This is a genomic window from Halioglobus sp. HI00S01 (genome assembly GCF_001635445.1).
GTDB classification, from domain to species: domain Bacteria; phylum Pseudomonadota; class Gammaproteobacteria; order Pseudomonadales; family Halieaceae; genus Halioglobus; species Halioglobus japonicus.
Window position 1 is genome coordinate 1 of the sequence record NZ_LWEE01000209.1, and the last position, 220, is coordinate 220.

At 55.0% G+C, this 220-nt stretch carries 1 protein-coding gene; it reads left to right on the top strand.

Features of this window, described 5'->3' with window-relative positions; all coding sequences use genetic code 11:
* The coding region (locus tag A3709_RS15875) for an aldehyde dehydrogenase family protein (RefSeq protein WP_156507809.1) at positions 1 to 220 on the top strand (220 nt) is incomplete at both ends.

Sequence of the window (220 nt, forward strand, 5' to 3'; positions counted from 1 at the left end):
GCGGCCGACAACATGGTCCCCGTCACACTGGAGCTTGGCGGCAAATCTCCCGTCATCATTTCCCCGTCTGCCGATATCAATAAGGCAGCGGAAACCATTATTACCGGTAAATCCATGAACGGCGGCCAGCTGTGCGTGAGCCCGGACTATTGTTTTGTCCCCCAGTCAAAACTGGAGACATTCATTAAGCGCTGCCGCGACGTGATTGCAGAGCAGTTCC